General features: G+C 40.0%; 20 protein-coding genes and 1 tRNA gene. 3 read left to right on the forward strand and 18 right to left on the reverse strand.

The window, feature by feature from the left end:
- Positions 1 to 188: 188 nt before the first annotated feature.
- The 12 genes from queG to ABS766_RS01710 form a co-directional block, all read right to left on the reverse strand.
- Positions 189 to 1115: a tRNA epoxyqueuosine(34) reductase QueG gene (queG, locus tag ABS766_RS01655; protein WP_408083346.1), complete on the reverse strand. Its 927-nt coding sequence runs from the start codon at positions 1113 to 1115 to the stop codon at positions 189 to 191.
- A gap of 93 nt (positions 1116 to 1208) precedes the next feature.
- The gene (locus tag ABS766_RS01660; RefSeq protein WP_408083347.1) at positions 1209 to 1694 is read right to left on the reverse strand and encodes an SRPBCC family protein; all 486 of its coding nucleotides are present in this window, start codon (positions 1692 to 1694) and stop codon (positions 1209 to 1211) included.
- Between the two features lie 77 nt (positions 1695 to 1771).
- Positions 1772 to 2800, reverse strand: coding sequence for a Holliday junction branch migration DNA helicase RuvB (gene ruvB, locus ABS766_RS01665; protein WP_408083348.1), 1029 nt, complete (start codon positions 2798 to 2800; stop codon positions 1772 to 1774).
- A gap of 29 nt (positions 2801 to 2829) precedes the next feature.
- Complete coding sequence (locus ABS766_RS01670; RefSeq protein ID WP_408083349.1) at positions 2830 to 3123, reverse strand: GNAT family N-acetyltransferase; 294 nt, start codon at positions 3121 to 3123, stop codon at positions 2830 to 2832.
- A gap of 115 nt (positions 3124 to 3238) precedes the next feature.
- Positions 3239 to 5056, reverse strand: a complete 1818-nt coding sequence (locus tag ABS766_RS01675; RefSeq protein ID WP_408083350.1) for a cytochrome c oxidase subunit I — start codon at positions 5054 to 5056, stop codon at positions 3239 to 3241.
- A 31-nt stretch (positions 5057 to 5087) separates the two neighbouring features.
- Positions 5088 to 6269, reverse strand: coding sequence for a cytochrome c oxidase subunit II (locus tag ABS766_RS01680; protein ID WP_408083351.1), 1182 nt, complete (start codon positions 6267 to 6269; stop codon positions 5088 to 5090).
- 24 nt (positions 6270 to 6293) lie between these two features.
- Positions 6294 to 7859 (reverse strand): quinol:cytochrome C oxidoreductase, encoded by a 1566-nt coding sequence (locus ABS766_RS01685; RefSeq protein WP_408083352.1) that lies wholly within the window; start codon positions 7857 to 7859, stop codon positions 6294 to 6296.
- A gap of 28 nt (positions 7860 to 7887) precedes the next feature.
- Positions 7888 to 8427 (reverse strand): c-type cytochrome, encoded by a 540-nt coding sequence (locus ABS766_RS01690; protein ID WP_408083353.1) that lies wholly within the window; start codon positions 8425 to 8427, stop codon positions 7888 to 7890.
- 7 nt (positions 8428 to 8434) lie between these two features.
- Positions 8435 to 8959, reverse strand: coding sequence for a DUF3341 domain-containing protein (locus tag ABS766_RS01695; RefSeq protein ID WP_408083354.1), 525 nt, complete (start codon positions 8957 to 8959; stop codon positions 8435 to 8437).
- A gap of 5 nt (positions 8960 to 8964) precedes the next feature.
- Positions 8965 to 10383: an NrfD/PsrC family molybdoenzyme membrane anchor subunit gene (gene nrfD, locus ABS766_RS01700; RefSeq protein ID WP_408083355.1), complete on the reverse strand. Its 1419-nt coding sequence runs from the start codon at positions 10381 to 10383 to the stop codon at positions 8965 to 8967.
- Positions 10384 to 10424: 41 nt separating this feature from the next.
- Positions 10425 to 13493: a TAT-variant-translocated molybdopterin oxidoreductase gene (locus ABS766_RS01705; protein ID WP_408083356.1), complete on the reverse strand. Its 3069-nt coding sequence runs from the start codon at positions 13491 to 13493 to the stop codon at positions 10425 to 10427.
- Positions 13494 to 13524: 31 nt separating this feature from the next.
- Positions 13525 to 14865, reverse strand: coding sequence for a c-type cytochrome (locus ABS766_RS01710; RefSeq protein ID WP_408083357.1), 1341 nt, complete (start codon positions 14863 to 14865; stop codon positions 13525 to 13527).
- A gap of 230 nt (positions 14866 to 15095) precedes the next feature.
- Here ABS766_RS01710 and ABS766_RS01715 point away from each other — a divergent pair, with 230 nt between their 5' ends.
- The gene (locus tag ABS766_RS01715) at positions 15096 to 15485 is read left to right on the forward strand and encodes an SPOR domain-containing protein (RefSeq protein WP_408083358.1); all 390 of its coding nucleotides are present in this window, start codon (positions 15096 to 15098) and stop codon (positions 15483 to 15485) included.
- A 3-nt stretch (positions 15486 to 15488) separates the two neighbouring features.
- On the opposite strand, the gene ABS766_RS01720 is transcribed toward ABS766_RS01715, so the two are convergent.
- The 5 genes from ABS766_RS01720 to rimP form a co-directional block, all read right to left on the reverse strand.
- A complete protein-coding gene (locus ABS766_RS01720) occupies positions 15489 to 16370 on the reverse strand; it encodes a YitT family protein (protein WP_408083359.1) in 882 nt (293 codons plus the stop codon).
- Positions 16370 to 16957: an HD domain-containing protein gene (locus ABS766_RS01725; protein WP_408083360.1), complete on the reverse strand. Its 588-nt coding sequence runs from the start codon at positions 16955 to 16957 to the stop codon at positions 16370 to 16372. Before ABS766_RS01725 ends, ABS766_RS01720 begins: the two co-directional genes overlap by 1 nt.
- Positions 16958 to 17128: 171 nt before the next feature.
- Positions 17129 to 19978: a translation initiation factor IF-2 gene (gene infB / locus ABS766_RS01730; RefSeq protein WP_408083361.1), complete on the reverse strand. Its 2850-nt coding sequence runs from the start codon at positions 19976 to 19978 to the stop codon at positions 17129 to 17131.
- A 51-nt stretch (positions 19979 to 20029) separates the two neighbouring features.
- A complete protein-coding gene (nusA, locus tag ABS766_RS01735; RefSeq protein ID WP_408083362.1) occupies positions 20030 to 21271 on the reverse strand; it encodes a transcription termination factor NusA in 1242 nt (413 codons plus the stop codon).
- Between the two features lie 20 nt (positions 21272 to 21291).
- On the reverse strand, positions 21292 to 21759 hold the full coding sequence (rimP, locus tag ABS766_RS01740; protein ID WP_408083497.1) for a ribosome assembly cofactor RimP: 468 nt from the start codon (positions 21757 to 21759) through the stop codon (positions 21292 to 21294).
- A 171-nt stretch (positions 21760 to 21930) separates the two neighbouring features.
- Between rimP and ABS766_RS01745 the strand changes: the two genes are divergently transcribed.
- The gene (locus tag ABS766_RS01745; protein ID WP_408083363.1) at positions 21931 to 22758 is read left to right on the forward strand and encodes a universal stress protein; all 828 of its coding nucleotides are present in this window, start codon (positions 21931 to 21933) and stop codon (positions 22756 to 22758) included.
- A gap of 130 nt (positions 22759 to 22888) precedes the next feature.
- Here ABS766_RS01745 and ABS766_RS01750 read toward each other — a convergent pair.
- Positions 22889 to 22959: transfer RNA gene (locus ABS766_RS01750), tRNA-Gln, on the reverse strand.
- Between the two features lie 119 nt (positions 22960 to 23078).
- Between ABS766_RS01750 and ABS766_RS01755 the strand changes: the two genes are divergently transcribed.
- The gene (locus ABS766_RS01755) at positions 23079 to 26360 is read left to right on the forward strand and encodes a DUF2723 domain-containing protein (RefSeq protein WP_408083364.1); all 3282 of its coding nucleotides are present in this window, start codon (positions 23079 to 23081) and stop codon (positions 26358 to 26360) included.
- Positions 26361 to 26461: the final 101 nt, after the last annotated feature.

Below are 26461 nucleotides of genomic sequence, written 5' to 3' on the forward strand. Positions count from 1 at the left end.
AATCCACAAAGGTAAGCCTATCGTGTAAATTTAGAAATTTTTAACACTAATCTTTTACAATAGTTCAAATGATTTACTTTTAAGGCTACTGAATATAGATAGTTTATATATTTAGACCGAATCAATCTTGCAATGAGATGTAAATAATATTAGCTGATTGATTTTGAAAAAACGCGAATGGTTAGAGATTATTCCTTTAAAAAATCAATGTTTCTTTTAAGCCCGGCGAACTTAGTCCTTTTAACAGCCGATTTTTTAAACACTGCCCTAAAGGTTTCTTCAGTAATTTCTTGCCAGTCTTTTTTAGACATAGCAAGCATTTCTGGGTTTGCATCAAACAAAGGCTCCGTGTGCGGCTTGCTAAACCTGTTCCATGGGCAGACATCCTGACACACATCACATCCAAAAGCCCAATCGGCAAAACTGCCTTTCATTTCCTGGGGAATATTATCTTTTAGTTCAATAGTAAAGTATGATATGCATTTGCTGCCGTCCACCACATAGGGCTGAATAATAGCCTGTGTAGGGCAGGCGTCAATACAAGCCGTACATGAGCCGCAATGATCTGCTACCGGATGATCATACTCCAGTTCAATATCTACTATCAGCTCTGCAATAAAAAAGAATGACCCCACCTGTTTACTAAGCAGGTTACTGTTTTTGCCAATCCAGCCCAGGCCGCTTTTAGCAGCCCAGGCTTTGTCTAAAACAGGAGCAGAATCTACAAAAGCCCTTCCCCCTACTTCGCCTATATTATCGTTAATTGAATTTAGAAGTTCTTTAAGTTTTTCCTTTATTACAAAATGATAATCCTGCCCATAGGCATATTTGGATATTTTATATGTGTCAGTTATTTGTTGCTGTTCCGGGTAATAATTAAGAAGAAGGGAAATCACACTTTTTGCACCATCAACAAGCAATGTAGGATTTAAACGCTTATCAAAATGATTTTCCATATACTGCATCTGCCCATGCCTGCTTTCGGTAAGCCACTTCTCAAGGCGTGGCGCTTCTTCTTCAAGAAAGCCCGCTTTTGAAATTCCACAGGAAAGAAAGCCGAGGCGTTTTGCTTCTGCTTTTATAAAGCCTGAATATTTTTGTTTATTGCCCTCCATTTTCCGCACACATCATAAATGCAAAACTACGTATTTATTATATAAAAACACCCCGCTGATGGCGGGGTTGCTTATGCCAGAGTTGTAATTGTATCAGGCAAATATTTCTTCAAGGTTATCTAATGCCATGGCAAACCCTTCTTTAAAGCCCATATCAACAATTTTTTCAAGATCTTCCTCTGTATTAAAGGTAATTTCAACAACTATCTTTGTTTTAGCTTCATCAGAAATAAAAGTTATAAACCAATCCATCAACGGAAAATCAGTAGAAAATTTACCATTTTCATTACAAAAACCATCAATAGCCGTTATGCCCTTGTATTCTTCAATAGTTTTAAAGTCTACCCTGCACCAGTGTTTCTCGCCATTAGGCCCTAGCATTGAATACAGCCATTTGCCACCCTCAAAAAAGTCCATGGTTTTGGTTTCTGTCCTCCAGGGTTTCGGTGCCCACCACTTATCTAGAAGTTCGCTATTTGTCCAAGCCTGCCACAATTTGTTTAAAGGAATGCTAAAATAGCGTGTAATTACAAGTTTTTTTCCAGAGGGGTGTTTGGTAAAAATTATGTTATTTTCCATGGCTTAGTATTTAGGTGATTGTTAACCAAATGTACTAAAACACGTAATCGAAACCTAAATATAAACACACTAAGTATTTAATAATCAAATAAGCCACCCTGGTTACCGGTTTTTACACGGCCTAAATGCTTATATGCTTTTTCTGTAACCTCACGGCCCCGGGGGGTGCGTAATATAAAACCTTCCTGAATCAAAAAGGGTTCGTATACTTCCTCAATAGTTTCGCCATTTTCTGACACGGCAGTTGCAAGTGTGGTAAGCCCTACCGGCCCTCCCTTAAATTTATCTATTATTGTGCTGAGTATCTTATTATCCATTTCGTCAAGCCCATGGGCATCAACATTAAGGGCACGCAATGCATAACGGGCTATCTCCACATCTATTTTACCATTGCCTTTTATCTGGGCGAAATCCCTTACGCGCCGTAACAGCGCATTAGCTATACGCGGTGTCCCTCTGCTACGCCCTGCTATTTCAATAGCGGCTTCAAGGCTTATTGGCATATTAATTATTGCTGCACTACGCTCTATAATGGTAGTTAAAAGCTCGGTAGTATAATATTGCAAACGGCTCGAAATGCCAAAGCGTGCACGCATAGGGGCAGTAAGTAAGCCCGACCGGGTGGTGGCGCCAACCAGCGTAAAAGGATTTAAGTTAATTTGTACCGAACGCGCATTAGGCCCGGTTTCAATCATAATATCTATACGGAAATCTTCCATGGCAGAATAAAGATATTCTTCTACCACAGGGCTGAGCCGGTGTATTTCGTCAATAAAAAGTATATCCCGATCATCCAGGTTAGTAAGCAGCCCGGCAAGGTCGCCGGGCTTATCAAGTACCGGTCCCGATGTTATTTTTATTCCCACCCCAAGTTCATTAGCAAGTATATTTGCCAATGTTGTTTTACCCAGACCCGGGGGGCCATGAAATAAAGTGTGATCCAACGCTTCCCCGCGAAGGTTAGCTGCCTGTACAAAAACTTTCAGGTTTTCGAGTACCTGATCCTGCCCTGCAAAATCATCAAAGGATAAAGGACGCAATTTTCTGTCCAGGTCGAGTTCTTCCGGGTTAAGATTTTTGTTAGTTGGGTCTAAATTTTCATTCATACCACAAATATAGCGCAAAAAGTATGCTGTTACATACGGTAACCTTCTGAAAGCACACTATTCCATTCCGGATGTTCATTTACATAGTGGGCAACATAAGAGCACCCCGGCACAACCATCAGGTTGTTATCTTTAGCATACTGCAGGGTACGCTTTACCAGTTCTGCGGCGTACCCTTTACCGCGAAGTTCTTTTGAAACCTCAGTATGCGTAAGGAATAGTTTATCTTCTTCCTGGAAATATTCTAAAAAAGCGCTACCGCCTTCTATATCAAGTTCAAACTGGTTGTATTCATCATTGATAGTAAAACTAATATCTTCCATAATGTCGGTTTTTTGTAAAATTACGCCAAATGGATATGAACAATGATAATGTTATTATAAAGTAATAATAAAAAAAGCTGCCCTAAAGCAGCTTTTTAACATTATATAAGTTTTCTTAGTGATGAAGTTGTTCTTCACCCTCTTTCATAGGAATATTTTGCGGCACAAAATCTTCATTGTGCCCAGGTTTGCTATAATCATAAGGCCACCTGTATACTTCGGGTATTTCTCCAGGCCAGTTACCATGTATATGCTCAACAGGTGCTGTCCACTCAAGGGTATTAGACCTCCACGGGTTTTGCGGAGCACGCTTGCCTCTAAATATACTATGGAAGAAGTTCCAAAGGAAAACCAACTGGAAAGCAGCACCCACAATGGCAAAAATAGTTACAATTACATTTATATCCTGCAGGTCATCAAACAATGGGAATGCCGTATTAGTATAATAACGCCTTGGTAAACCGGCCATACCTAAAAAGTGCATCGGGAAGAAAACACCATAAGCACAAACCGCCGTTACCCAAAAGTGAATATAACCAAGGTTTTTGTTCATCATCCTGCCAAACATTCTTGGGAACCAATGGTAAATACCGGCAAACATACCATATAGTGCAGAGATACCCATTACAAGGTGGAAGTGGGCTACCACAAAATATGTATCGTGTACGTTAATATCCAGTGTACTGTCACCTAAAATAATACCCGTTAAACCACCGGTAATAAATGTTGATACAAGGCCAATGGAAAACAACATAGCCGGGTTCATTTGAAGGTTACCCCTCCATAATGTGGTAATGTAGTTAAAAGCTTTAACCGCAGATGGTATGGCAATCAAAAGCGTTGTAAAGGTGAATACCGAACCAAGGAACGGGTTCATACCCGACATGAACATATGGTGACCCCAAACGATTGTTGAAAGGAATGCAATAGCCAATATTGAAGCAATCATGGCACGGTAACCAAAAATTGGTTTACGTGAATTAGTTGCAATAACTTCTGAAGTGATACCAAGAGCCGGTAAAAGTACTATATATACCTCAGGGTGCCCAAGAAACCAGAAAAGGTGCTCAAACAATACAGGCGATCCGCCTTGATAGTGCAATACTTCACCAGAAATAAAAATATCAGATAAATAGAATGAAGTACCAAAACTCCTGTCAAATATCAATAGTAAAGCCGCTGAAAGAAGTACAGGGAACGAAAGGATACCAATTACGGCAGTAATAAAAAATGCCCATATTGTAAGTGGCAGCCTCGTCATAGACATACCTTTTGTCCTCAGGTTAATAACAGTAACTACATAGTTAAGCGACCCCATAAGTGATGAAGCAATAAATATAGCCATTGATACAAGCCAAAGTGTCATACCTGCGCCAGAACCACCAATAGCCTGAGGCAATGCACTAAGAGGCGGATATATTGTCCAACCGGCAGAGGCAGGGCCTGCTTCAACAAATAACGAAAATACCATTATAGCGGAAGACAGGAAAAACATCCAGTATGAAAGCATGTTCATAAAACCGGAGGCCATATCCCGTGCACCAATTTGTAACGGAATAAGGAGGTTACTAAATGTACCGCTCAAACCGGCAGTAAGAACAAAAAACACCATTATGGTACCGTGTATGGTAACCAATGCAAGATAAATGTCATTACGCATTACACCGTTTGGAGCAAATTTATCACCCAACAGCACTTTAAATATTGTGAAAGATTCTTCCGGCCATGCAAGCTGCATACGGAAAAGTATGGACATAACTATACCAATAATACCCATTACAATACCGGTTATCAGGTATTGTTTGGCAATCATTTTATGATCTACACTAAAGATATATTTAGTAATAAATGTCTCTTTATGATGGTGATGATCGTGAGCATCGTGATGACCGTGTTCCCCGTTACCGTGTATTTCGTGTCCTACTGCTGACATATTTTATAATTTGAATATATTAAATAGGTTATTATCGTATTATTTGGGCTACCGCTGTTGAATCTGCCTCAGCACCATCCTGGTTAACAGGAGCTTCAGGTATTTCTACACTCTCAGGTTGTTTTGTATCGCTGCTTTTAGACTCTTTTACCGCAACTCCAAGTGTTTTCTTTTGAGCAAGCCACGCTTTAAAGTCAGCTTCATCTTCAACCACCACTTTCATTTGCATATTGTAGTGTGACTGACCGCAAATTTTATTACAAAGCAACAAATAGTCAAACTCATAAGGATCTAAAGGAGATTCCCCTTTAGCAATAAGCTCAGCACTTTTTGCAGACCTTATCTGGTTTATATTGGCTACTTTATTCATTATTTCCGGCATCTCCCTCATTTCAGCGGTAGTAACTGTAGGTGTAAAACCAAATTGCGTTACCATACCGGGCACCGCATTCATCTGTACCCTGAAATGTGGCAAATACACTGAGTGGATAATATCCTGTGAGCGTATTTTAAATATAATCTGTTTGCCTTTTGGCAGGTGCAACTCGCTCGAGGTAATATCATCCTGGGCATTTGGGTCACTCATATCAACACCCATAGTATTTACGCCTTCAATAAAACGTACATTGGCTTTACCCAGCATACCGTCTTCACCTGCATAGCGCACTTCCCAGTTAAATTGCTTACCGTATACTTCAATATATACAGCATCTTCTTTATCCTCTTCCAAAAACATAATGTTTGTCCAGGCATATAAACCGTAAAGGATAAGGCCAGCCAAAACGATTACAGGAATTATAGTCCAGATAAATTCAAGTTTATCATTATCTGCATAATAAAATGCTGCCCTGTTTACATTACCCCTATATTTAAAGGCAAAATAGTGTAATAAAAACTGTGTTACAACCTGCACAAAGAATATAAGCGCCATAGATATAGCCATCAGGTTATCATATTGCGGGCCATGCTCTGAAGCAGGAGTACCCAGTACAAGATGACCAAACTTCCATAAACAGATTATAGTAAATATGTATATAAAGCCTAAGAAGCCAAACATGATGTAGCCATTAACATTGTTATCCCTATCATTGGCTACTTCACTATGGTCTGCATCTGCGGCAGTGCCTACCTGGGTAAGATGAAATATTTTAGTTAATTGCCAAACGGCAATTCCAAGTAAAACTAAAACTACTATGATCAATAAACTTGTCATTTGTTTATCTCTTTAAATATAATATTAATATTGAAAATGCTTACTTTCTTCCACCAATGGGTTACCCTTAGCCAGTAATGGTACTTTAGCCAATGCGGTAAACACAATAAATATAAACAATCCGAAGAAGAATAGTATAGCACCAATTTCACCAGCGCCAATATACCACTGATCTCCTACAGTACCCGGCATAATCATGTTAAAGAAGTCAAGATAATGGCCGCAAAGTATAATAAACCCGGCAGCAACTACAATCCATGACAGGCGTTTAAAGTCTGAATTAACCAAAATAAGAATTGGCAGAACAAAGTTAAGGGCCAGCATGCCAAAGAAAGGCAGGTTGTAGTTTTCTATACGCATTTTAAAGTATACAACCTCTTCCGGTATATCAGCATACCATATAAGCATGAACTGAGAAAACCAAAGGTAAGTCCAGAAAATACTTATACCAAACATAAATTTAGCAAGGTCATGCAAGTGGCTTGTATTTACAAAGTCAAGATACCCCTGGCCTTTAAGAAATACTGTAACCATGGCAATAGTAGTAATACCGCTTACAAAGAAACTTGCAAACACATACCAGCCAAATAAGGTACTATACCAGTGAGGGTCTACAGACATGATCCAGTCCCAAGAAGAAATAGATTCACTCACAATAAAGAATACAAGGAAAGCTGCAGCAGCTTTAAAGCTCTTTTTGTAATGTAAATTGTCAACGGCATCATCCTGTGCAAGTGAGTTTCTACGTGAATACTCACGATAAAAAATCCAACCGCCCATAAAAATTGCTGCCCTTATTAAAAAGAATACAGGACTAAGGTAGCCAGATTTGGCTTGTATAAGATGGTCATGTGCTACTACTTCAGGATCAGCCCATATAAACAGGTGATGTACATTAAATACGCCTAAAACAAGAAGTATAAACACAATAACGGCACCGGGAGCAAGGTAACTGGTTATACCTTCCATCACCCTGAATAATACAGGAGACCATCCCGCCGAAGCAGCATTTTGTACTGCATAAAATGCAAGTGTACCCAAGGTAAGCAGCATAAAAAACAATGCAGCTACATACACCGCAGCCCAGGGCTTATTTCGTAATTGATGAAAAACGTGCTCTGCATGGTGTGCATGAGCATCGTGTTCATCTTCATGAAGTGTTTCTTTTTCCATACTGGTAGCATTTTTAGTGAGTGCATGTGTACCCTCAATATGTTCTCCAGTTTCGGTATTTGCTTCTAAAGATTCAGTAGCTTCTGGTGCAGGTGTAACCATTGTATCCTGCCCTACCTCGCCATTAGTATCATTATTATCGTTCGATCCGTGTTGCGGGTGTGCTTCAGGCAACCCCTCAACAACAGGCTCATGGCTTTCGGTTTCAACGTGAGCCGCTTCTTCGCTATGGTGAACAGCTTCAGCACCGTGGTGCTCTGCTTCACCATGATGCCCATGCGCATGCTGCGCTGCAATAATTTGTTCAGCTTCTTCAACTGATTTTGGTGCAGTAAAAAAACTATAAGCTATACCAAGGGCACCCAACACCATTAGCACTATGGCAAAAGTTTTTAATTTACTAGAAAATGTGTACATATTTTATGCTTTCAGTGTTCTACAATTATTATTTGCTCCTTAGTTGCATTACGTAATGGGCCACTTGCCAGCGCTCTTCCTGAGAAAGCTGGTTTGCGTAAGAACCCATCATGTTGATACCATACGTTTCTACATGATAAACGCTCCCTACAGTAATTTGCCTGTCTTTATAGTTGGGCACCCCAAGAAATTTTTCACGTTTTACCAAATTGCCTTTTCCATCACCTTTATCACCGTGGCAAATTGCACAATAAACAGTATATAACTCACCCGCTCTTGCCTCGTCATAATTTTCATCAGCTATTGGAGACAAATTGGTTTTAGATGCCTCATAGCCTTCATTATTGTCAGGCAATTCATACGGTGTAAAGCCTCTTGGAATAGAACCTTCTGCCGGAAGCTGCCCTTCTTTACCGTTAGGGAAAGCCGAAGCTTCAGAATAAGGCTCATACGCAACCGGTTCATACATATTAGGCATATACTGGTAATTCGGTTCTCTTTTATCAAAACACGAAGTAAATGCAGCAGATACACTTACCAATAATGCTATTTTATATAACGCTTTCATACTTCTGTTAATGCTTTTCAATTACTTTTATTTCAACGGCACCGGTTTCCTGGAAAAAAGACATTAGCTGGTCTTCGTCACCGTCTATAGCCACTTCCATCAAAAAGTGGTCATCAGTTGTTCTCAAATCAGGATTTTCTGCATCTTTAAAAGGCCATAGCTTACTCCTCATATAAAATGTGATTACCATAAGGTGGGCCGCAAAGAAAACTGTTAGCTCGAACATAACCGGCACAAAGGCAGGCATGTTTTCAAGATAACTGAAACTTGGCTTACCGCCAATGTTTTGAGGCCAGTCTTTAATCATCATATAATACATCATAGCGGTTGCTACAGATAACCCTATAACACCATAGATGAAAGAGCATATGGCAATTCTTGTTGGGGCAAGGCCCATGGCTTTATCAAGGCCGTGCACCGGAAACGGTGTATAAACTTCTTCAATGTAATGATTTGCGGCAACGGTTTTTTTAACCGCATCCATCAGGATATCATCGTCATTGTATAAAACATGTATAACTTTATTGCTCATAGCTATTAATGATGATTATTTTCTGAATGTGAATGGTTGTCGTGTGCTTCATGCAGCTTTTTATATTTTTCGCCGGATGTTTTCATGATTGATTTTACTTCAGCCTGTGCAATAACCGGGAAGCTTCTTGAATAAAGCAGGAACAACACAAAGAAGAAACCAATAGTACCTATAAAGAAACCGGCATCTACAAAAGTAGGCTGGAACATGGTCCATGATGATGGCAGGTAATCCCTGTGGAGTGAGGTAACAATAATTACAAAACGCTCAAACCACATACCTACGTTTACCACAATAGAGATTATAAATGAAGCCATAATACTGGTCCTGATCTTTTTAAACCACATTACCTGCGGAGAAACCACATTACAGGTCATCATCAATACATAAGACCACCAGTAAGGCCCCATGGCACGGTTAAGAAAAGCATATTGCTCATATTCTACACCAGAGTACCATGCTATAAATAATTCTGTTATATAAGCACATCCCACAATTGAACCTGTAATCATGATAATGATATTCATAAGTTCAATATGCTGAATAGTAATGTAAGCTTCCAGATTAGATACCTTTCTCATAATAATAAGCAGGGTATTTACCATGGCAAAGCCCGAGAAAATTGCCCCAGCAACGAAATAAGGCGGAAGTATGGTAGTATGCCATCCTGGCTCTACCGAAGTAGCAAAGTCAAAAGATACAATGGTGTGTACTGAAAGTACCAGTGGGGTGGCAAGACCTGCAAGAACAAGAGAAACCTCTTCAAAACGCTGCCAGTCTTTAGCACGGCCGCTCCATCCGAAACTTAATATTGAATATACTCTTTTTGTAAAAGGTGTTACAGCCCTATCCCTTAGCATTGCAAAATCAGGTAGCAAACCTGTCCACCAGAAAACCAGCGATACAGAAAGGTAAGTAGAAATTGCAAATACGTCCCAAAGCAGTGGTGAATTAAAGTTAACCCAAAGAGAACCAAACTGGTTTGGTATTGGCATAACCCAATATGCTAACCAGGGGCGGCCCATGTGAAATACCGGGAACATAGCTGCCTGTATTACCGAGAAAATGGTCATGGCCTCTGCTGATCGGTTAATAGCCATTCTCCATTTTTGGCGGAATAAAAGCAATACTGCAGAAATAAGTGTTCCGGCGTGGCCGATACCTACCCACCAAACAAAGTTGGTGATATCCCAGGCCCAGCCTACTGTTCTGTTTGACCCCCATGTACCGATACCGGTACCCACTGTATAGGCAACACAGGCAACCCCCCAAAGGAATGCGGCAAGCGCGATGGAAAATACAATCCACCACTGCTTGTTAGCCCTTCCTTCAACAGGCCTTGCAACATCAACTGTTACATCGTGATAATTTTTGTCACCTATAATTAAAGGTTTTCTAATGGGTGCTTCGTAATGAGACGACATAATCCTAATTTATGTTTGTTCTTTATTAATACTATTTACTACTATGTATTTCTCACTTTTACATGATAAAACACATTTGGCTGTGTACCTATATGGCCAAGAAGGTGGTAAGACCTCTCGTCTTCTTTACGTCTTGTAACGGTATCTTCATTATTATTGATATCACCAAACACCATAGCACCGCTGCCACAAGCCTCTGAACAGGCTGTATAGAACTCATTTTTATCAACAGGCCTGCCTTCACGTTTAGCTTTAAGTATGGTAGCCTGCGTCATTTGTATACAAAGTGAACATTTTTCCATTACCCCGCGTGAACGTACTACAACATCTGGGTTTAGTACCATACGGCCAAGGTCATTGTTCATGTGATAATCAAACTCATTATTTTCACTGTAAAGGAACCAGTTAAAACGGCGCACTTTATAAGGACAGTTATTAGCACAGTAACGCGTACCCACACAACGGTTATAAGCCATGTGGTTTTGCCCCTGGCGACCGTGTGATGTTGCCGCAACCGGACACACCGTTTCACAAGGTGCGTGGTTACAATGCTGACACATTACCGGCTGGAATACAACCTGCGGGTTATCGGCAGGGTTTTCCATTTTTTCAAACGTCCTCTTAGAGTTAAGCAGGCCACTGGTATTTTCCTTAAGCTCTACATCTCCTTCAAAAGTATCTTCGTGAGAATAGTACCTGTCTATACGCAACCAGTGCATATCACGGCTTCTCCTTATTTCTGATTTACCCACTACAGGCACATTATTTTCGGCATGGCAGGCAATTACACATGCACCACAACCTGTACAGGCATTTAAGTCTATCGAAAGGTTAAAGTGGTGGCCTATGCTCCTGTCAAAGCCTTCCCAAAGGTCAATAGTTGTAGCAGGCACTTCCTGATGGTCATAAGAAACCTGGGCTACTTCATTCCACTCAGAAGCATCTTTTTCATTATATTCTTTAAGCGTGGTTTCTTTCACAATATCACCACGGCCCATTAACGTTCTCTGAAGCTGAATACAAGCAAACTCATGCTCACCGCTTACTTTGCTAAGCTTAACGGTTTGCTCTGCTTTAAAGTTGGTATATAAGTTATAGGCATTAACACCTACTACCATTTCTTCTTTCATGCCGTCCTTGCGGCCATAGCCCAATGCAAGGCCTACAGTACCTTTAGCCTGTCCCGGCTGGATAATTACAGGAACTTTTTCAAGTTTTTTACCTGCAACCTCTACACTTACATAGCTACCGTTAAGCCCGCCGTTGTCAACATTCCAGTTTTCAACACCTAAAGCTTCTGCATCGGCAGCAGACATGGTAAGGTAATTATCCCAAGAGGCCCTTGTAATAGGATCAGGAAATTCCTGAAGCCATGGGTTACTGGCCTGCTGGCCATCTCCCATACCTGTTTTGGTATATAACACAAGTTCAAATGCTCCTGCAGCAGCCTTAGCTGAAGCAAGCTGAGAAGCAGCTCCGGCAAAACCTCCTGTAGCAGGGGTTGAAGCAGTAGTAGCGGCAGCAGCATCTGAAGCAACACCATCATGCACCAGCTGGTTCCATGATTTTCCGCCTGAGTATTGCGTACCGAAACCTTTTAGGAAATCGTAATATGATTGTGGATTACCGCTCCAGGAAAGGAGGGCATCCTGTACTTGTTTTGTATCAAAAAGAGGACGAATCGTTGGCTGTGTAACTGAATAATAACCTTTGGCTATAGTTACATCTCCCCAAGACTCCAAATAATGCGGTGCAGCAGCAGCTACAGTAGTTTTTGAAGCGGTTTCGTCTTCTTTCATACTGAAAGCAACCGAAAGCTTTACCTTTTTAAGGGCTTCTGCAAACTCATCGCTATTTGGCAAGGTATAAACAGGATTAACACCACTCATTATAAGCGTATGTACACTGCCTGCCTTCATATCATTAACAAGTTGCGTTACCGCTTTAGCATCACCCTTACGCACCATACGGGCACCGGCAGGGTTAAATGCCTGAGAATTTAATGCATTATTTATAGCAATAGCTAAAAGCTGAGCGTTAACATCATCAAGGCCGGTAACAAATACACCACGAGAACCCGCAGCTTTAAGCTGTTGAGCAGCTTTGTTAACAGCATCTGCAGCAGCCTTATCCAGCGCAGGAACACCAACAGAGGCACCCGTTACGGCATTATAAACAGCTACAAGAGCATATTTTTGCTGGGTTACAGTAAGCGGCACACGCTTATCGGCATTAGCACCCGTAAGCGACATATTAGCCTCAAACTGAATATGCTTAGACATTTTACCATTTTTCGGAATACGGTTCAGGCCATAACCTGAATCATATCCACCTCCCTGCCAGTCGCCAAGAAAATCAGCACCAACAGAAACGATAACATCTGCCTTACTAAAATCATAATCTGCAAGAGCCCTTTCACCATATACCTGCTGGAAAGCATCCAACGCTTCAGATGAAGAAACGGCATCATAAATTACATGTTTAAACCCGGGATATTTAGCCCCGAAATCAGCAATAATTTTTTCTGTTGAAGGACTAGCCGTAGTGCCTGTAAGCACTACTACCTGCCCACCAGAAGCCGCAGCCTGAGAAAGACCCGCTTTAACCCTGGCGTCAACCTCCTGCCAGCTTGCATCTTTACCTTCTACCTTTGGTTGTTTTAAGCGCATGGTATCATACATAGTAAGCACCGACGCATAAACCCTGGCATTAGGATATATTTTAGACCCCTCAAGGGTATTTTTTTCAACCTTTATAGGGCGCCCTTCACGGGTTTTAATCAAAATGTTAGCAAAATCAAAACCGTCTGCAATAGTAGTTGCATAATAATCAGCCACTCCGGGAATAATTTCCTCCGGCTGTACTACGTATGGTATCGATTTAATTACCGGGCCTTCGCAGGCTGCTAAAGATGCAGCAGCAGTACTAAAGCCTACATATTTTAGAAAGTCACGACGGCTTGTTGAAGATGATGACAACTTATCTTTGTCGCCAAGAAATTCATCTGTGGGTATTTCTTCAACAAACTCATTGTTTCTCAGCTTATCAACAATAGGACTATTTCCATTTAGCTCCTCAACACTTTTCCAGTATTTTTTGTTTGATGCCATGTTGTATCTGGATATTAGCTTCTTTAATTTATTAATAGTGACATTTACCACATTCCGTACCGCCCATGTCTGCTTCGGTAATCTTGTCTACACCATATTTTTTGGCAAGCTCTTCGTGGATTTTTGCATAGTATTCATTACCCTCTACCTTAACATTAGTTTCGCGGTGGCAATTTATACACCAGCCCATGGTAAGAGGCGCATGCTGTTTCATTATTTCAAACGTTTCTACAGGGCCGTGGCAAGTTTGACATGCAACACCTGCAACCGAAACGTGTTGAGAGTGGTTAAAGTAAACAAAATCAGGCAGATTATGTATCCTTACCCATTTAACCGGGGTTTGCTTACCCGTATAAGACTGGGTTGATTTATCCCAACCCACAGCAGCATATAATTTTTGAATTTCACCAGTGTAATAGTCTTTTGAATAGTCTACATAAGTAGAATCTTTATCACCTTGGAATTCAGCTATATTTTTATGACAGTTCATACACACATTTAAAGATGGTATACCCGAAGTTTTACTCACCCTTGCAGAAGAGTGGCAGTACTTACAATCTATACCATTATCACCAGCGTGTATTTTATGAGAGAAGTGTATTGGCTGTATCGGCTCATATCCCTGGTCAACACCAATTTGCATAAGGTAACCATATAAACCATAAGCACCCACAAGTATTAATAATACAGTAGTAACCAAAACAAGAAACTGGTTTTTAACATACGCCTGCCAAACCGAAACAGATGGCATTTTCTCAATAACCACACCATTTGAATTAGCAACCCTTGTCAACGTCCTGTTTACCAAAACAAGCATAACAATTAACACCAGCAACACTAAAACCAACGCCCCCAACACCAGGTTATTAGAAACACCGGAGCCTGAATCAGCATTATTATCAACAGCCATACCTCCAGATGGAGTAGCCGCAGTTGCAGGCGGTTCAGAAGTATATGCTAAAATATTATCAATATCCTGCGTTGATAATTGCGGAAATGCCGTCATCTGTGTATGGTTATTTTCTTCAAATAACTTTACAGCAGCAGGGTCTCCCGCCTTAATCATAGCACTGCTGTTATGAATCCAGTCATACAGCCATTGGCGGTCATGCCTATCGGCCACATCGCGCAGCGCAGGCCCTGTGGACTTAGCATCAAGCTTATGACAAGCAGCACAGTTAGCATTAAAAAGTTCTTTCCCTTTTGCTGCGTCTCCTCCAGCATCTCCGGCAGGTGCCTCAGCAGAAACTGCTTCGGCAGCAGGATCAGCAGCCTGTTCCTGAGCATAAGATGAGAAAGAAAAAGATAGCGAAAACGCCAGGCAGAAAAATAAAATTCTTGAAATCGAAGTATGGTTGCCCACTTTTTTCATATTAAAAATGATTATCGACTGATTTTGGTACGGTTTTTATTAGCTAAAGACATATACTAATAATAGTATTTACACGTTTGCTTTTTAAAAAACTCTCACAAAAATACGACTTGATTGTTATTATCAAACCTTAAATAATTCTTAAAGCATAATTTATAATTGTTCTAAATAAACACGTCTTGTATAGCAATAATAATATGTTGTACATTTGTTGTAATCAACACTTCATTATGAGAATATTAAAACCTGAAACCGCATTTTTAGCTTTATTATTTTGTATTTTATTCAATTATACTACGGTAGCACAACAAGGAGGAATTTCTGTTGAGCAAGACAATCGCTTTGAAGAATTGCTGAATGAAAAACGTAAGATAAACCCTAATATAATTGTTAACGACAAATATAAAATACAAATATTTTATGGTGAAAATGCCAAGGCTCGTAAAACACTTACACAATTTAAAAAAGACTATAAAGATCTGGACGGCACAATAGTATACGAGAGCCCTACCTACAAAGTATGGGTTGGCAGTTTTAGTTCGCGTATTGAAGCGGAAAAAAAACTGACAGAGGTTAAAGAGAAATATCCTTATGCCCTGCTTATAAAACCTAACAAATAGAACTTAATGGCCGGATTTGCGTTTAAGTATGCCTCCGGCTGTTTCTTTTACAGAACCTGAAAATATAAATGCAGCAGGGTCTATTTCATGAACTGCATTTTTAAGGCGCCGTACCTCCAGGCGGGTTACTACTGTATAAATAATATCACAATCCGCACTTACCTCAAAGCTGTTTTTCATAAAGCCGCGCTCGCCTTTATAAACAGTTATCCCTTTATCCATGTGCAATACCAAAAAGGCTTTTATTTCTTCGCTTTTACCCGAAACTATGGTAACACCCGTAAATTCCTGTACACCCTCTACCACATAATTAATGGTTCTGGAGGCTACATAATAAGTGAGCATAGAGTAAAAAGCGGTTTCAAGCCCAAAAAACATAGCAGCCACAGTAAAAATTATAAGGTTTAGCCCCAAAATAATTTCACTCATGGTAAAGCCAACTTTTTTACCGGTATAAACAGCAAGTATTTCTATACCATCTAAAGCGCAGCCACCACGCATACCCAAACCTACGCCCATACCTATAAAAAACCCTCCAAACATTGAAATTATAAGCTTATCATGTGTAATAACAGGTACCGGCAGCCATAAAATACACATACCCAGTATTAATATTGAAATAGTAGTTTTTATGACAAATTTTTTACCAGTAAGTTTATAACCTGCCAAAATTACAGGAAGGTTAATAGCAAAAATAAGGAACGCTATATTTATATGGTATGTTTCATGAAGCAATAGCGCCATACCGGTAACACCGCCATCAAAAAAATGATTGGGCACCAACAACCCTTTTAATGCAAAGTTTATAGACAATATACCCAGTGCTATAAAAATGTAATCTGATAAAGTATCCTTAAGCTTTAATTTTGTAGTGCTTGTATTCATTATATACTGTCAATAATTTTAGATTTAATTTCTTCGAGGTTTTTTTGCTTTTTTTTGTTACGCCATTGCTGCGCCAGGCCGGTAGCATATTTATGAGATTCAAAAAACCGTACCTGTATCTTGTTCCATTCCTGTTCTGTGTTTACAATGCCGCTTGTTTTAAGCTCTGTAAAAAGGCGGTTTGATATTTCCCAAAAATCATCACGCCCAAGGTAATCCAGATCGGCATCGGCAATAATTTCTTCAAGTTTATTTCTTGGTTGCTGTGGTATTTTAGTTGCCCGTATCATACCGCAGATTCTTTCTATCTGTTTTGGCGTATACTTAAACCCAGGCAGATATTTTTGTGCAATGCTACACGAAATCTCTTCATGCCCTGCTGCCTGAACTGTAAAGCCACTATCATGAAAAAGAGCCGCGGTACGAAGCAATATTGCATCTTTCGCGTTAACGGCAGAAGCTTCAACATGCCTGTTTACGGCCTTTAATACATCTTTTACATGATCAATATTATGATAAGTGAGGGTATGCGGCAAGTCACTGCCAAGCTTTTTCAATATAAACTTTTCTGCTTCGTTAAAATCCATCGGGTTGAAATTTCAGTTTTATAAAAACAGGCCTGATGGTGCCAGTATGTAGTAATAAGATAAGGGTATAAGTATTTTTTTTAGTATCAAAATAAACCACGCTATTATATTACTTGTAAACATAAAAAAATCCCGGAATATTCCGGGATTTTTTCTTTATGAATTTCAACTTTATTTAAGTTTCTTTTTCACTTCAACTTCCTGATAAGCTTCTATAATGTCAAGCTGCTGTATGTCATTGTAATTTTTAACCTGCATACCGCAGTCATAACCTTTACTTACCTCCTTAACATCATCTTTAAAACGCTTAAGGGCGGCAAGTTCTCCGGTATATATTACAACACCATCACGTATAAGCCTTATTTTAGAGTTACGGAATATTTTACCGTCTGTTACCATACAACCTGCAATAGTACCTACTTTAGATATTTTAAATATTTCGCGTATTTCAGCAGTACCGGTAACCTCTTCTTTAAGCTCTGGCGAAAGCATACCTTCCATCGCATCTTTAAGGTCATCAATGGCATCATAGATAATTGAATAATTCCTGATGTCAATCTCTTCCCTTTCTGCGAGTTGCTTGGCATTACTCATTGGCCTTACATTAAAGCCTATAATAATGGCATCTGAAGCAGAAGCAAGTAACACATCACTCTCTGTAATGGCTCCAACTCCCTTATGAATGATATTGATTTGAATCTCTTCGGTAGAAAGTTTCTGGAACGAGTCTGAAAGTGCTTCAACCGAACCATCCACGTCACCTTTTAATATCACATTAAGCTCTTTAAACTGCCCCAGCGCAATACGGCGCCCAATTTCGGCAAGTGTAATATGCCTTTGTGTACGTACAGACTGTTCCCTTATAAGCTGTGTACGCTTAGCAGCAATTTGTTTAGCCTCCCTTTCATCTTCATACACGCTAAACTTATCACCTGCTGTAGGAGCACCATCAAGTCCTAATATTGATATAGGTGTAGATGGGCCAGCCTCTTTAATATTATGGCCCCGCTCATCATGCATTGCTTTTATCTTGCCGTGGTGTTTACCGGCAAGTACATAATCACCTACGCGTAGTGTACCACCCTGAACCAGCACTGTGGCAACATAACCACGGCCCTTATCAAGATAAGCCTCTACCACTGTACCTACTGCATTTTTATCAGGGTTAGCTTTCAGGTCAAGTATCTCAGCTTCAAGCAATACTTTTTCTAATAAATCTTTAACGCCAATACCTGTTTTTGCAGATATATCATGCGATTGTATTTTACCACCCCAGTCTTCTACCAGTAAGTTCATACCGGCAAGCCTTTCTTTAATTTTCTCGGGGTTTGCCGTTGGCTTATCAACCTTATTAATGGCAAATATAATAGGTACACCGGCTGCCTGTGCGTGGTTTATTGCCTCTTTGGTTTGTGGCATAATGTCATCATCTGCCGCAATTACAATAATGGCAATATCCGTTACCTGGGCACCCCTTGCACGCATGGCGGTAAACGCCTCGTGACCGGGTGTATCAAGAAATGCTATTTTCTGTCCGTTATCCAGTGTTACACCATAGGCGCCAATGTGCTGGGTAATACCTCCTGACTCTCCGGCTATTACATTTTCTTTACGTATGTAATCAAGAAGCGATGTTTTACCGTGGTCAACGTGGCCCATAACCGTAACAATTGGGGCGCGGAAAACAAGATCTTCCGGATCATCTTCTATTACTTCTTTATTTTCTTCTATATCAGTAGTTATAAACTCTACCTCATAGCCAAATTCATCTGCAACAATACTAAGTGTTTCAGCATCCAGCCTTTGGTTCATGGTTACCATAATACCTAAAGACATACAAACCGATATGACCTTAGTAATAGGCACATCCATCATGGTAGCTACCTCACCTACGGTTACAAACTCTGTTACCTTAAGTACTTTGCTTCCTTCTTCGGCCATCCTTTGCTCATCATCAGTACGCTGACGGTGAGAGTCACGTTTATCCCTACGGTATTTGGCTGCTTTAGATTTACTGCCCTTACCCTGTAATTTTTCAAGCGTTTCCCTAATTTGGTTTTTAACCTCTTCATCAGTAGGCTCTACTTTGTTTACTACAGCAGGGCGTTTATTGCCAAATTTATTATTGTTGCCGCCTTTATTGCCCGGTGCATTATTAGGACGGTTGCCTTGCGGACGGTTGCCTCCCGGCCCTTGTGGCTTTGGAGCTATACGCTTGCGTTTACCTTTATTATCCTGGTTTTTCTGGGCATTATTTGCTCCCTTCTGATCTTTTTTAGGGTCTTCTTTTTTCTTTTTAGCAAACTGCGAAAGATCTATTGTTTGCCCTGTAAAAGTAGTACCGGATAATTTTTTGTACTGTGTTTTTATTTTATCATCCCCCTGTTCTCCAGCATTATCAGCTGAGGCCTCAGGCTGTTGCGGAACCTGTTGCTTTTGCTCCTGCTGCTTAGGCTGTTGTTCGTGCCTTTGCGGTTGTTGCTGTTTTGGCTGTTCTGCCTTGGGGGCTGCCGTTTCCTGTTTTTTCACCTGTTTTTCAACTTGAGGTGCTTTGGGCTCTGCTGCTTTTGGCTGTTCAGCTTTAGGCTGAGGCTCTGCTGGTTTTTCAACAGGTTTTTGTTCAGGAACAGGAGCTGTGTCTGAAGAAGGCGCAGGTTTTTTTTCAAGGTCTATTTTACCCACAGCAACAGGGCCTGATAACGTTGCCCTGGCACGTATCACTTCCTGTCTTTGCTTTTCTTCTTCCTGCCTTCTCTTCTCCTCCATCTCTTTTTCCCTCTCCAGGCGCAACGCTTCCTTCTCCTTCCTTTTCTCTTCAACAACCTCAAGAGAAGCGTCTTTGTTACCTTTATCGGCAGAAAATTGGTTAAAAAGGGCCTTATATTCCTCTCCGGATATTTTTGCGTTTGGAGTGGCATCTATTTCATGCCCCTGGTCTTTCAAGAACTCCACCGCCCTGTCCAGCGAAATATTTAATTCCCTTAAAACTTTGTTTATTCTTATTGCTCTTTCTTCAGACATAAATTATTATTACTATTTCTTTCTACTATATGTGCTGTAAAAATTTAATTGTTATTCCTCAAATTCTTCCCTCAATATTCTCATTATCTCTGCAACAGTTTCCTCTTCAAGATCTGTCCTGCGCACAAGGTCTGCAATATCCTGTTTAAGTACGCTTCGTGCAGTATCAAGGCCTATTTTAGAAAATTCTTCTATTATCCATGGCTCTATTTCGTCAGAAAACTCTGTTAATTCAACATCCTCTTCTTCTGCCGGTGAGCCTTCGCGTATTACATCAAGCTCATAACCCGTCAACAATCCTGCCAGTTTAATGTTGTGCCCGCCGCGGCCAATAGCCTTAGATACTTCTTCAAGTTTAAGGAACACATCGGCACGATGGGTTTCTTCATCCAGTTTTATAGATGATACTTTTGCCGGGCTAAGCGCACGTGATATAAAAAGCTGGGTATTGGTGGTATAATTAATAACATCAATATTTTCATTACCCAGTTCTCTTACAATACCGTGTATACGAGATCCCTTCATACCTACACAGGCACCCACCGGATCTATCCTGTCATCATAAGAATCTACGGCAACTTTAGCCTTTTCTCCCGGTATACGTACCACTTTTTTCACAGTGATAAGCCCATCAAACACTTCGGGTATTTCCTGCTCAAATAATTTTTCAAGGAACATTTCTGATGTTCTTGACATTATAATAAGCGGTTTATTACCCTTTAGTTCAACACTTTCAATAATACCACGCACATTATCTCCTTTCCTAAAAAAATCAGACGGTATTTGTTTTTCTTTCGGCAACAGTATTTCATTGCCTTCATCATCCACCAAAATTACAGCTTTTGGCCTAACATGGTGCACTTCTGCCGTATAAATATCACCTATAAGGTCTTTAAATTGCCTGTATAGGTTAGTATTATCATGCTCGTGTATTTTAGAAATCAGGTTTTGGCGCAATGCCAGTATAGCCCTACGGCCTAAATGTGCAAGTTTTACTTCTTCCGAAACCTCCTCGCCAACTTCAAAGTCAGGCTCAATTTTTCGTGCTTCGGCAAGTGATATTTCAGAGTTAGGGTCTTCTACTTCACCATTATTTACCACAACCCTGTTTCTCCATATTTCCATATCCCCCTTATCGGGGTTAATAATTATATCAAAATTATCATCAGATCCGTATTTCTTCTTCAACGCATTCCTGAACACATCCTCCAGTATCGCCATAAGCGTTACCCTGTCTATAAGCTTATCATCCTTAAACTCTGAAAACGAATCTATTAAAGCGATATTTTCCATATCATATCTCTATTTTTATTTTAAAATTTTATTACTACAACTGCTTCAGTTATATCACTATAAGGCACTTCTGCCTTTTTTTGTACGGTTTCTTTGCCTTTACCTATTTTTTTAGGTTCGCGGGCCTGCCATTCTAAAACAATTTGTTTGTCATCTGCTCCGGTAAGCTCTGCCTCTGTTTCATCTCCATTAACCGTCTTTACGTTTAGGGTGCGCCCAATATTTTTTTTAAACTGGCGCGGTATTTTTAACGGGCTTGTTGCCCCTGCCGATGCCACATCCAGAGAAAAATCTGTTTCTTCCCTGTCCAGGTTATGCTCTATAGCACGGCTTACATCAATACAATCCTGCAACGTAACGCCGTTATCGCCATCTATGGTTACCGAAATTTTATTGGCGCTGCTTATGGTAAGGTCTATCAAAAAAAGCGAGGGGCGCTCTTGAAGCGCCTGCTCCAGTAAAGCCGAAACTTTTTCTTTAAATGCCATAATGTTATAAAAAGAGGGGACTTGATGTCCCCTCATTATTTAGTTTTTAATAAATAACAGCGCAAATATACTAATAATTTTTATATATTTAAAAACATTAGCATTATGTCAAATTAATTTATATTTTTAGACGCATTAATTACAGCCAAATTTGTTAAAACTTACACAATTATGAAAAGAATTTTAGTACCGACCGACTTTTCCGAACATGCTGAATATGCACTTAAAGTAGCCGCCCAGATTGCAAGCAAAAACGGGGGCGAAATATTTTTACTGCACCTTTTAGAAATACCGGGACAGGAAAGCGATGCTGTAACTGATGGAGCTGATATACCTGAAGTTATGTTTTTTATGCAAAAAGCCCACGAGCTTTTTGAAGATATTAAAAATGCCGAATACCTTGCGGATATACCGGTGTCTGAAAATGTACAGTTTGACAAAGCATTTGAAGGCATTGTAAAAACCGCTAAAAAGAATGATATAGACCTTATTGTTATGGGGTCTCACGGGGCCAGTGGGTTTAAAGAGATGTTTATTGGCTCTAATACAGAAAAAGTTGTGCGCACATCAGAAGTACCTGTGCTTGTTATTAAAAAGGAAGAGCCTGAATTTGCACCTAATACTTTTGTATTTGCCTCTGACTTTGATGCAGAAGTAAAAGAGCCTTTTGCTAAAGTTGTAGATTTTGCCAACAGTTTTGATGCTAAACTGCACCTTGTTTATATAAACACACCCAACAACTTTAAATCTACCCATGCTACAGAAAAACTTATTAATGACTTTGCAGGTGGGTTTACCTTTAAAAATGGTTACAGTACTTATATCTATAATGATGTAAATGTAGAAAAAGGCATATTACATTTTGCCAACCAGGTAAATGCCAACCTTATTGGTATGTGTACCCATGGCCGCAAGGGCATTGCTCACTTTTTTAACGGCAGTATAAGTGAGGACCTTGTAAACCATGCCGTGAGGCCCGTGGTAACGTTTAAAATATAATTGTATAGCAAAAATTTAATATTAAAAAAGCCGGAGGAAAATTTTTCTCCGGCTTTTTTAATTACTACTTACTGTAAATCATTATCTTGTAAAACAAAAAAACCTCCCGGATTTACCAGGAGGTTTTATGTTGGTCTACTAGGACTCGAACCTAGAATGACTGAACCAAAATCAGTAGTGTTACCATTACACCATAGACCAATATTGCTCTTTGCGGGTGCAAATGTAACACTAAATTTTTTTAATGCAAATTTTTATTACAAAATATTAAAGTTTGATTTTTTGCGTTAACAATTTAAACCAATAAACACATAACCCGCATGACTGATATTACTTTTAAAAAATGGAATACCTTAACCGGATGGTTGCTTTTTTTAATTGCATTTACCGTATACAACCTTACTGTTGAACCTACCGTAAGTTTTTGGGATTGCGGAGAATATATTTCAACCTCTGCAAAATTACAGGCAGGCCACCCGCCCGGTGCACCGCTTTTTCAAATTTTGGGTGCTGTTTTTGCCCTGTTTGCCTCATCGCCACAAAATATTGCCTATATGGTCAATATGGTATCGGTACTTTCGGGCGCTTTTACAATTTTGTTTATGTTTTGGTCGCTCACCATACTGTTAAAACAACTTTTCCCTAACGGCAGCCACCTTAAAAAAGAAAACAGTTTCATGATATTTGGTGCAGATGCAATAGGCGCCCTTACCTTTTTATTTTCAGATAGTTTTTGGTTTAATGCCACAGAGGCAGAGGTATATGCCATGGCATCATTATTTATAGCCCTGTTGCTTTGGGCCGGGCTGCGCTGGGGCGAAGAAATGCACAAACCACAAGGTAACCGATGGTTATTATTAATAGCGCTGTTAACAGGCTTTTCATTCGGTGTGCATTTTGTGGCACTGCTTACCATTCCCTCAATAGGACTTATCTATTATTTTAAAAACTATAAAACCATTACCATAAAAAAATTTATTATAGCCAATATTGCCATAGTGGTATTACTGTTATTTGTATTTGTCTTTTTACTGCCCTATACACTGGCCTTATTTGCCAAAGCCGAAATTTTTATGGTAAACAGCATGGGCATGCCTTTTCATTCCGGCACATTATGCATGTTTCTTTTACTGGCTTCGTTTTTTTATTTTGGCTTGCAATACACCCGCAAAAAAAACCTTCCGTTATACAATACGGCATTGCTATGCATACTTTTTTTGTTTGTTGGTTTCTCGGCCTGGATGATGCTGCCTGTACGGGCCAATGCAAATGTGGTTATTAACGAAAATAACCCGGCAGATGCTGCCGACGTACTGGCGTATTATAACCGTGAGCAATACCCTGAGCAAAAAGTGTTTTACGGTCCGCTGTACACCTCTGCATATTCCGGGCTGGATAAAAACCAACCTTATATTGATGAAAAACCAAATTATGAGCGTAATGATAAAACACATCGTTACGAGGTTGTGAATGAGTATAAAAATGCACGTCAAAATTTAGATAGTGCGCATAAAGCTATTTTGCCGCGCATGGTTGCCCCTGACAGGGCTGCTAATTACATGGCGTATGCCGGTGCGCCAAAATTCCGGTTAAATCCAAATTATGATTTTTCGCACGAACTTATACAGTATGGCGTTAATATAAACACTATTTCCCAGGAAGAAGCCGGCGCAGCCATAGCAAAGCTAAGAGGGCAGACCGAACAACTTATTGGCGAAGTTAAGGCGGCCTATAACAGAGGTGAAATAGACAACAGGGAGCTGGATAACTTTTTAAAAGAATATGGTGAAAAACTTATTGTAGAGAAACCCACGTTAGGGCAAAACATGGCTTTTATGGCAAACTACCAGTTTGGCTATATGTTTGGACGTTACCTTATGTGGAATTTTGCAGGCCGACAGAGCGATATACAGGGGGAAGGAGATAATATAAACGGCAACTGGCTAAGTGGTATTACATTTATTGACGAAGCCCGCCTGGGCCCGCAGGAACACCTCACTACCGATATGCTCAAAAACAAAGGGCGTAATACCTATTTCCTTTTGCCTTTTATTTTAGGCATAGCCGGGCTGGTATACCACGCGCGTAAACACCCTAAGAGTTTTTATATTTTATTGGCACTTTTCCTTATTAACAGCATAGCGCTTAAAATATTCCTTAACGAAAAACCTTTTGAAGTACGCGAAAGGGATTATGTAATGGTTGGCGCTTATTATGTTTTTGCCTTATGGGTAGGCTTTGGGGTATTTTCTTTTTGTAAAGCACTGGCGCCTTTATTACGCCCCCGGATTGCCATACCTGCAGCATTGTTAACCTGCCTGTTTGCTGCCCCGGTATTAATGGCCTCTGAAAACTGGGACGACCACGACCGTTCCGGCCGCTATACTGCGCTTGCTATGGCAAAAGCCTTTCTGGACTCCTGCGAACCCAATGCTATTTTATTCACCATTGGTGACAATGACACCTTTCCGCTTTGGTATGCTCAGGAAATAGAAGGGTACCGTACTGATGTACGCGTAATTTGCAATACCCTTTTGCCAACTGACTGGTATATTGATGCCATGAAGCGGCAGGCATATGATTCGGCAGCGGTGCCCATATCTTTTAAACACGATCAGTATGTGGGCAATAACCGGGATTTTGTACTGTATTATCCTAAAACTGATGAACGCATTAGTATAGATGAATTTATCAACTTTATAAAACTGGAAGATGAACGTGCCACGGTTGAATTGCGCAATGGGCACAGGGTACATTACTATCCTTCTAACAAAGTGCGTTTTGCTGTTGACAGGGATACTGTTATTAAAAATAAAGCGGTACCACCCGGGCAATATAATAACATTGTAGCGTATATTGACATTGACCTTCCTGAAAGTGCTATTTACAAAAATAACCTGATGATGCTGGACATCATCCGAAATAATAACTGGAAAAGGCCTATTTACTTTTCTATGGGAAGTACTGATGAAGAAAGTTTCGGTTTTATGAAAAATTACCTGCAACTAACAGGGGTAGTGTATAAACTGGTTCCTGTTAAAACAGAAGTAACCCAAGATGATGGGCCAATGGATATGGGGTATGTAGACAGCAAAACCATGTATGATACAGTAATGCACTGGGACTGGGGCAACAGTAGTGACGACACTATTTACCACGACCCCGAAACACGCCGAAACAGTATTACCTACCGCTACACCATGAGCCGCCTGGCCGATACGCTTATAGAAGAAGGGCAAATTGAGAAAGCGCATAATATAGCAGACCTGGCACTTAAACACATGCCGGTAAATAAAATGGGTTATTACCTGGCTACACAGCCTTTTGCTGATGCCTATTATAAAACCGGGGATATTGCAACCGCTCGTAAGCTTTTAGAAACACTTGTGCAAAAATACCGGGAAAACCTGTTGTATTATAACTCGCAAAAAATTAGCTGGCAAAACAGCCATTATAATGATATTGCGGGAGATATAGAGCGTTACCGCAATTTACTGCATATAGCAAAACAAAATAATGACATAGATTTTTATAACCGCCACAAAAAAGCATTTAACCAAACCAATACTGTTTTTAGCCGTTTTAATCGTAAAAATGAGTAATATCATTTTAAAATGCAAAGGCCACGTAAAGCACAACGGTATTTTTAACCTGAACTCCGTTTTATATTCACAAAAAATAGTTTCTTTGCATATAGAATAAT

It is taken from the genome of Flavobacterium rhizosphaerae (assembly GCF_046000445.1).
In the GTDB taxonomy this organism is placed as follows: Bacteria; Bacteroidota; Bacteroidia; order Flavobacteriales; family Flavobacteriaceae; genus Flavobacterium; species Flavobacterium rhizosphaerae.

What these genes read in the sequence shown, in the direction of transcription:
- ABS766_RS01755 (WP_408083364.1), top strand. Translation starts at nt 23,079, where the DNA reads ATGACTGATATTACTTTTAAAAAATGGAATACCTTAACCGGATGGTTG.
- ABS766_RS01695 (WP_408083354.1), bottom strand. Translation starts at nt 8,959, where the DNA reads ATGAGCAATAAAGTTATACATGTTTTATACAATGACGATGATATCCTG.
- infB (WP_408083361.1), bottom strand. Translation starts at nt 19,978, where the DNA reads ATGTCTGAAGAAAGAGCAATAAGAATAAACAAAGTTTTAAGGGAATTA.
- ABS766_RS01675 (WP_408083350.1), bottom strand. Translation starts at nt 5,056, where the DNA reads ATGTCAGCAGTAGGACACGAAATACACGGTAACGGGGAACACGGTCAT.
- ABS766_RS01710 (WP_408083357.1), bottom strand. Translation starts at nt 14,865, where the DNA reads ATGAAAAAAGTGGGCAACCATACTTCGATTTCAAGAATTTTATTTTTC.
- queG (WP_408083346.1), bottom strand. Translation starts at nt 1,115, where the DNA reads ATGGAGGGCAATAAACAAAAATATTCAGGCTTTATAAAAGCAGAAGCA.
- ABS766_RS01670 (WP_408083349.1), bottom strand. Translation starts at nt 3,123, where the DNA reads ATGGAAGATATTAGTTTTACTATCAATGATGAATACAACCAGTTTGAA.
- nusA (WP_408083362.1), bottom strand. Translation starts at nt 21,271, where the DNA reads ATGGAAAATATCGCTTTAATAGATTCGTTTTCAGAGTTTAAGGATGAT.
- ABS766_RS01685 (WP_408083352.1), bottom strand. Translation starts at nt 7,859, where the DNA reads ATGTACACATTTTCTAGTAAATTAAAAACTTTTGCCATAGTGCTAATG.
- ABS766_RS01725 (WP_408083360.1), bottom strand. Translation starts at nt 16,957, where the DNA reads ATGGATTTTAACGAAGCAGAAAAGTTTATATTGAAAAAGCTTGGCAGT.
- ABS766_RS01690 (WP_408083353.1), bottom strand. Translation starts at nt 8,427, where the DNA reads ATGAAAGCGTTATATAAAATAGCATTATTGGTAAGTGTATCTGCTGCA.
- ABS766_RS01715 (WP_408083358.1), top strand. Translation starts at nt 15,096, where the DNA reads ATGAGAATATTAAAACCTGAAACCGCATTTTTAGCTTTATTATTTTGT.
- ruvB (WP_408083348.1), bottom strand. Translation starts at nt 2,800, where the DNA reads ATGAATGAAAATTTAGACCCAACTAACAAAAATCTTAACCCGGAAGAA.
- ABS766_RS01680 (WP_408083351.1), bottom strand. Translation starts at nt 6,269, where the DNA reads ATGACAAGTTTATTGATCATAGTAGTTTTAGTTTTACTTGGAATTGCC.
- ABS766_RS01705 (WP_408083356.1), bottom strand. Translation starts at nt 13,493, where the DNA reads ATGGCATCAAACAAAAAATACTGGAAAAGTGTTGAGGAGCTAAATGGA.
- nrfD (WP_408083355.1), bottom strand. Translation starts at nt 10,383, where the DNA reads ATGTCGTCTCATTACGAAGCACCCATTAGAAAACCTTTAATTATAGGT.
- ABS766_RS01660 (WP_408083347.1), bottom strand. Translation starts at nt 1,694, where the DNA reads ATGGAAAATAACATAATTTTTACCAAACACCCCTCTGGAAAAAAACTT.
- ABS766_RS01720 (WP_408083359.1), bottom strand. Translation starts at nt 16,370, where the DNA reads ATGAATACAAGCACTACAAAATTAAAGCTTAAGGATACTTTATCAGAT.
- rimP (WP_408083497.1), bottom strand. Translation starts at nt 21,759, where the DNA reads ATGGCATTTAAAGAAAAAGTTTCGGCTTTACTGGAGCAGGCGCTTCAA.
- ABS766_RS01745 (WP_408083363.1), top strand. Translation starts at nt 21,931, where the DNA reads ATGAAAAGAATTTTAGTACCGACCGACTTTTCCGAACATGCTGAATAT.